This window comes from Cupriavidus sp. 8B (assembly GCF_054589115.1).
In genome coordinates this window covers 1-5925 of record NZ_BAAILO010000174.1, presented here as the reverse complement: position 1 = coordinate 5925, position 5925 = coordinate 1, and the positions used below count along the sequence as shown (strand labels likewise).

At 56.3% G+C, this 5925-nt stretch carries 10 protein-coding genes and 1 pseudogene; 10 read left to right on the top strand and 1 reads right to left on the bottom strand.

The features are described 5' to 3' along the window. Positions 1 to 131 precede the first annotated feature (131 nt). The 4 genes from ACYP5B_RS17430 to ACYP5B_RS17415 all read left to right on the top strand — a co-directional run bounded on the left by ACYP5B_RS17430 (position 132) and on the right by ACYP5B_RS17415 (position 2913). Positions 132 to 422: an H-NS family nucleoid-associated regulatory protein gene (locus tag ACYP5B_RS17430; protein WP_459570508.1), complete on the top strand. Its 291-nt coding sequence runs from the start codon at positions 132 to 134 to the stop codon at positions 420 to 422. 282 nt (positions 423 to 704) lie between these two features. Beyond that, positions 705 to 1118 (top strand): DUF3010 family protein, encoded by a 414-nt coding sequence (locus tag ACYP5B_RS17425; RefSeq protein ID WP_459570507.1) that lies wholly within the window; start codon positions 705 to 707, stop codon positions 1116 to 1118. A gap of 3 nt (positions 1119 to 1121) precedes the next feature. Continuing rightward, positions 1122 to 2219, top strand: coding sequence for a protein kinase domain-containing protein (locus tag ACYP5B_RS17420; protein WP_459570506.1), 1098 nt, complete (start codon positions 1122 to 1124; stop codon positions 2217 to 2219). A gap of 391 nt (positions 2220 to 2610) precedes the next feature. Then, positions 2611 to 2913, top strand: a complete 303-nt coding sequence (locus tag ACYP5B_RS17415; protein WP_459570509.1) for a HEPN/Toprim-associated domain-containing protein — start codon at positions 2611 to 2613, stop codon at positions 2911 to 2913. Here ACYP5B_RS17415 and ACYP5B_RS17410 read toward each other — a convergent pair. Beyond that, positions 2908 to 3147: pseudogene (locus ACYP5B_RS17410) on the bottom strand (IS66 family transposase); the annotation flags it as partial. The gene ACYP5B_RS17415 and the pseudogene ACYP5B_RS17410 overlap by 6 nt on opposite strands. 178 nt (positions 3148 to 3325) lie before the next feature. Between ACYP5B_RS17410 and ACYP5B_RS17405 the strand changes: the two are divergent. The 6 genes from ACYP5B_RS17405 to ACYP5B_RS17380 all read left to right on the top strand — a co-directional run bounded on the left by ACYP5B_RS17405 (position 3326) and on the right by ACYP5B_RS17380 (position 5866). Next, a complete protein-coding gene (locus tag ACYP5B_RS17405; RefSeq protein ID WP_459570505.1) occupies positions 3326 to 4024 on the top strand; it encodes a tyrosine-type recombinase/integrase in 699 nt (232 codons plus the stop codon). A 78-nt stretch (positions 4025 to 4102) separates the two neighbouring features. Continuing rightward, positions 4103 to 4354 (top strand): AbrB/MazE/SpoVT family DNA-binding domain-containing protein, encoded by a 252-nt coding sequence (locus ACYP5B_RS17400; protein WP_459570504.1) that lies wholly within the window; start codon positions 4103 to 4105, stop codon positions 4352 to 4354. Further along, positions 4348 to 4698, top strand: a complete 351-nt coding sequence (locus ACYP5B_RS17395; protein WP_459570503.1) for a type II toxin-antitoxin system ChpB family toxin — start codon at positions 4348 to 4350, stop codon at positions 4696 to 4698. Before ACYP5B_RS17400 ends, ACYP5B_RS17395 begins: the two co-directional genes overlap by 7 nt. Before the next feature lie 93 nt (positions 4699 to 4791). Then, entirely contained in the window at positions 4792 to 5349 is a 558-nt protein-coding gene (locus ACYP5B_RS17390; RefSeq protein WP_459570502.1) for a mobilome CxxCx(11)CxxC protein, read from the top strand. Positions 5350 to 5368: 19 nt separating this feature from the next. Continuing rightward, a complete protein-coding gene (locus ACYP5B_RS17385) occupies positions 5369 to 5587 on the top strand; it encodes a hypothetical protein (RefSeq protein ID WP_459570501.1) in 219 nt (72 codons plus the stop codon). 48 nt (positions 5588 to 5635) lie between these two features. Beyond that, positions 5636 to 5866 carry a nucleotidyltransferase family protein gene (locus ACYP5B_RS17380; RefSeq protein ID WP_459570500.1) on the top strand — a complete coding sequence of 77 codons (231 nt, stop codon included), beginning with the start codon at positions 5636 to 5638 and terminating at the stop codon, positions 5864 to 5866. Positions 5867 to 5925: the final 59 nt, after the last annotated feature.

Genomic DNA, 5925 nt, shown 5'->3' with positions numbered 1-5925 from the left:
GCGGGTGGCGCCACCCGGGCGGCGGCGCAAGGCCGGTGGCCCCGCGCCGACCGACAAGGAGGGGCCAGGCGAAAAACTGGACGGACAGCGGGACGAAAAGCAGGGCGCGCCGACGGCCGCCTCCAACCCGGATGACGGCAGCGACAGCAGCGACGACAGCAAAAACTGAGCGGGCGGCGGCGATCCGCTGGATCCAGGCGGAGATGGCCGACTACGGGCTGACCATGGAGGAGCTGGAAGCGGCGGGGTGCTTCGATCCGCCGCCCCCTGCGTCACCGCCGCCACCCGCACCAACGCCACCGCCAGTGGTCTGTTACCGCAACGCCGCGGGGCAGAGCTGGGACGGGACCGGCGAGATGCCCGACTGGCTGCGGCGGGCGGTCAATGCGGGGCAGTCGGTGGAGTTTTTCCGGGTCGGATAGCTTCTTCAATATCGCGGGACGGCACAGAGGGCCGGCCGGAATTCGCAAATATGTGAGGCTTCACATACAGCAGAGGGCTTTTTTTGGCTACCGCTCGCGTGCTGACCAGCCCGTCCTGGCTCCTTCTGAAGCCGCGACCGCTAACGTCAACCCTCCTCTTAAGAGCTTCTCGCAGCTTCTTGCTCGTATCAGACGAATATCACGATTTCTTAGTCAATATTGTGACAGAATCCCACCCGGCGCTGACAGTGACGTCCGTGCTAATTCTATGGAGATCGATGAATGGTAGTCGCTGGCGTTTTCTTGAAGGCAAACCTCGCTCGAATCGTTGCGCTCACCGGTACTCGAGAGTCGCATACATTAGTTGGCAGTCGATTCAATAAACTCGAACTCATCAAGAATCCGTCACAAGATGATGTCGAGGTGTTCGTGCAGGCGCTCAGAGCTTTTTGTGCTGAGCATTCAATAGACAAAATTGTGGTAAATCGCAGGGCGACTGCCGGGCAAGGTGCAGGTGGGGCAGGAACATTCCTGATTGAGGGCGTTCTGCTTGCCACGTCGCCCGCGCCGCTAACCTTTGCCCACAATGCGACCATTGCGGCGACTGAGCGGAGGGAGAACGGACTTAAAATTAACCGCCCCACCACGGCAGATCTTGGTAAAGCATATGATTTGGCTTACGAGGGGTTGAATTGATCCATGGCTCTTGATATTTCTAATTTGCCGCAAGAAGCCATCAGCGCACTAAAGCAATTTTCAGAGTTCGAGATCGCATCATTCAATGACTCTGGGGCGAACGGGTATGTACTTATTGGCCGGCATAGCGTACTCCAAAAGGAAGTTGCTATAAAGATATATTTCCACGGGGAAAATGATATTGATCAAGAGCCGGCGATTATTGCAAAGATAAATCACGAAAATGTTCTTAAAGTATACGACGCCAGAAAGGTGGGCAAGGACTGCTCATATTTCATGACGCCAGCCGCGAGTGAAGGCGACCTCGCAAATTTCTTGGATACGTACTTTATTTCACTTCCTCTGGCTCATAAGTTGCTATGCCAACTTTTATCCGGAATTGCGGCATTGCATATGAGTCCGAATTTGCTTGTGCATCGGGATTTGAAGCCAGAAAATCTGTTGGTTCATGACGACAATCTCTTGATTGCGGATTTCGGTTCGGTTCGGCGAATCGATGAGAAAACAGGTAGCGCACCGGCATCGAAGCACAGCATTTTGTTTAGGCCGCCTGAGGCTTTTGGTGCGGAATCATTCTTTAATTTTTCATCAGATATATACCAGGCAGGGCTTATTGGATTTTTGCTATTTGGCGGGTCTTTGAGCAATGATTTACTTAGTTATTTGACAAAAAAACAAAAATCGGAGCTTGCCGGCATTCACGGTGGATATGAGCAATCCATTTATTTGGATTCATGCATCGAACAGAAAGTTTTACGCGGGAATTTGGTGGACTTTTCTACTCTTCCTCACTACGTTCCGGCTGCCATCAAGCGCACATTGAGAGCAGCCATTTCTTCCGCCGACAAAAGATATTCCAGTGTTAGCGAATTTCTCGCAGAATTATCTCGACTGAGAGGAAATATGCCAGATTGGTCGACCCGGCGAGAGGGTGTTCTGCTTCGCAACTGGAATGGAGTAGACTACCGCATTCCGCATGACGAAGTCGCTATATTGAAGTGCAAATCGGGAGGCGAAAAATATCGCTACGACAAAAGTTATACGTGTGGCAGCTATGCTGAGCTATTCGATCAAATGAAGGAGCGACTCGGTCTGCCATGAAAACCTGTTTAGGGCACACGCTGGCCCCTCCTTAGCGGGGCTGAAGTCCCCACACAAACGGTCTGCTTTCCGCCAGTGCAGGTGAGAACTGTATGATTTCACAGTCCGGAAGCTGAACGCTACTGAGTCGAGTTTTTAGGCAGTTGGGCGCCCGATTCCGACTTCCTTTGCCCGATTAGGAGTAGTCGTACTTTTTGCTGCAAAATCCGGCGCTAACCCGCCGGAAAGCCGCCTGCAGCAAGTCTTCCTGGTTGCCCTCACTTTATGCGGCGCGTGTGCATAAGGGCCGACGCCGGCGCAATTAGAATTACCCAATGAGTACACCCATTACACTGACCGTGGGCGACATCGAGCTCACATACAACACGCGATACATCGGCATGGACACGGCATGCTGTTTCAGGAGCGAGACCGTCAGCGCCGCCGGCACCCTCACATCAACTACGACTACTACGAGCAACATCCAGAAGAAGATGTCGCCCAAAGCGAGATGTGCTTTTGCCGCGCCCTCGGCTCGATGGTTTCGCGACTCGAGCTGCTCGGGTACACGTTGAGCGCGGTCAAGGCGGATTACGAAATCCATTCTGCACTCGACAGCGACCGGTACGCTGGCTCCGAAGCCGATGGCATGCCTGCTCGGCCCGACCGTTTCACGTTCGAGCAGTTCATTACTTTCATCCGCGCACAGCGATAGCAAGGTGCGGCGCAGCGCCTCGTACAGCCGGCTGTAGTGCAGTTGCGCGGGCCGGATGATCCAGTTCGCCAGCGTGCCACGGCCAACTGCAATGCCGGCGCGCTCGAGCGCGTCTTCCATGCGATACAGCGGCGTGCCGTCAACGTACTTGCCGATGGTCACCGTCGCTAGCATTGCCGGGCTTGCGTTGCTGCCCGGCAGTGGTTGCGCTGGCATCGGCGCGGTCATGGTCGGCATCTAGGCGCGATCGATCTCTCGTCGATGTTCGGCCAGCTTGAGACCATCAGCCGGAACTTCTGCTGACCGCCCTTGGATTTTTCCGAGGACGCCAGGTAACTGGCCGGTTTATCATGGAAAGGAGCGCTGGCCGTTTCTCCCTCGTAACAAATCTCGAAATCGAGCGTATTCCGAGATGGAGAAACGATGCACATCAGACGCGCCAACCCTCAAACCGTCCCAGATCCGACACCTGCTCCGTGTCACCGAAGCCACCAGCCGGCACCCGGAGCGCGACACGCTCATCCTGTTACTGGCATTCACCTGCGGCATGCGGGTGTCTGAGGTTGCCCAAATCGAAGTCGCCGACGTTCTGCTGCCCAGCGGCCAACTTCGCGAAGAGGTGAGCCTGCGAGCGGCAATCACGAAGGGTTGCCGGCAGCGTTGCGTCTATCTCAGCCATCCGAAGACAGTGGCGGCCCTGGAACGCTACATCGAATGGCGATGGCTGAACAACAAGGGCACGGCAATGGATCGCCGCACGTGGCGGGGCCTGATGCCAGAGACGTGTCTGATCCTGACGCACAAGGGCGGTCGGTACGAGCTAAGTGTCAAGCGTCGCATCAACGATGCCGGCGACCCGGTCGAGTACCTGGCGGCCGACAGTCTGCAGAGCTACGTTACAGGCCTGTACCGTGCGGCGGGCTTTGGCTCCGGCTACAGCAGCCACTCTGGCCGCCGAACGTTTGCCAGCCGACTCCTCGCACAGGGGCACTGGCTCGAAACTGTGCAAACGTTGTTGGGGCATGCCGAACTGGACCACATTGCGCCGTATCTGGAAGTTTCAAACAAGGAGCTTCGAGAGGCGGCGGCAGCACTTGGTGGTGCCCTTTAGTAGCTACAATGTATAAACAGTATCTTGACGTTCTGCGTCTGTGTATCTACAATGGATCTACGCAATAGGAGTGCCGAGATGGAACTGTCAATTCAAAAATGGGGCAACAGCGCGGCCGTGCGCCTGCCCACAACCTTGCTTGAACAACTCAAGGTGGCATTGGGAGACAAGCTGTCTGTCGATGTGCGCCCGGACGGCGTCATGCTTAAGCCCGCTCGGCACAAGTATTCACTCGATGAGTTGGTTGCTCAGTGCGACCCCAAGGCGCCGACCCCTGAGGGGCTGGGCGATTGGAGCGGGGTCAAACCGGTGGGGCGCGAAGTATGGTGAGGCGCGCCAAGTTTGACCGGGGTGACATTGTGCGAGTGAGCTTGAACCCAACGGAGGGGCGTGAGCAGCAGGGGGATTTCCGTCCTGCGCTTGTGCTTTCACCGGCAGCATTCAACGCTCTGGGTGTTGCCCTGGTTGCACCGATTACGCAGGGAGGCGATTTCGCGCGCTTCGCTGGTTTTGCTGTTCCGCTGTCTGGTGCTGGGACGGAGACCCAAGGTGTCGCGCTGGTGAACATGGTGCGCACGCTGGACCTTGAGGCTCGCGGTGCGAGGAAGATCGAACGGGCACCCGCCGAGGTTGTAGAAGATGCGCTCGCCCGTCTTCAAACCATCCTCGAATAGCCGTTAGTAGACGTCGACACAGGAAAAGCCTGCAGGCGTGTGGAATTAGTATGCGGTGCGGCTGATGATCAAGACTATCGAAATCTCCCAGCGATGACAAAGCAGAATTTAGAACAGCAATGTCTTGAGAAGGAAATCTATGCCTACGGCACCGCCTTTCTGTTTGAAGGGCGCGCAAGAGGGCTGAGATACTGTCTGCGTATTCTCAGCTTTCTGTCCTTGGCCGTTCCGCTCAGTGTTGGCGGTATTGCGATGACATTCAGTGACCCCGTCCGACTGTCCACGGTGGTGAAAGTGAGTGGCGGGCTTAGCATTCCGCTCTTTGTGATGACGTTGTGGTCGCTGGTGTTCCGATGGGAGGAAAGACTGGCGGCATCGGAGCACTCTCGCAGGGTGAATACGGAGCTCAAGAATTCCTGGGAAGACTTGCGCAGATTCAAGGGTCGCGATGCCGAAGAACGGTTCAAGACCCTGCTGGAGGCGGATCGCAAACAGGAGCAGAAGGATATTGGTCAGGATGTCTCGGCCAAGGATAGGCGCAGAATGATGCGTGCGAGCCTAATTCAATATCAGCGCGCGTGCGCAACGTGTCGGGTCCAGCCCGCATCAATGTCAGTATGGCGGCGCGCCAAGTGCGCGACGTGTGGTTAATTTTCTAGGGAACCTTAAGATGAGTGAGAAAGCAAAGCGTGTCTTGGCGGTGTGGGTCAGTCTGACGGATGCTGAGCGGGAAGCAGCGGTGAAGCTGATCAATGAGTATCAGAACGCTGACAAACCAAGGCGTGACCAGATCGCGCTCGAGCACCTCAATGAATCCCGCACTGTACAGAAGGCGACGACCATGAACTTCGGCCCGTTGCAAGGCGGTTGTGCCTACTGCGGCCGCTGAGGGCGGTAGTGCTCACTGCCAGGGGTGCCACAGAAATCGGAAAAGTAGATGATCGAGGATGCGCTGTTCGGTGTGATTAATACGCTTCGCTCCTGGGCGGAGAGCCAGCCTCACGTCCGGCGACCGTGGATATTCGGTAGCCGGCTGAAGGGTATGCAGCGTGTCGATAGCGACCTTGATGTTGCGATGGAGATTGATCCCGTTGGAGGCGACGAAAGTGCGGCGGTGACGTGGGTTGCACATCAATCCACCCAAGTTAAGCCTCAGCATGCCTTGTAGGCGGCATGTCGATGAGGTTTGTGGCGAGGTGGACGTGGCTTAGCGCGATCCGGTCGCAC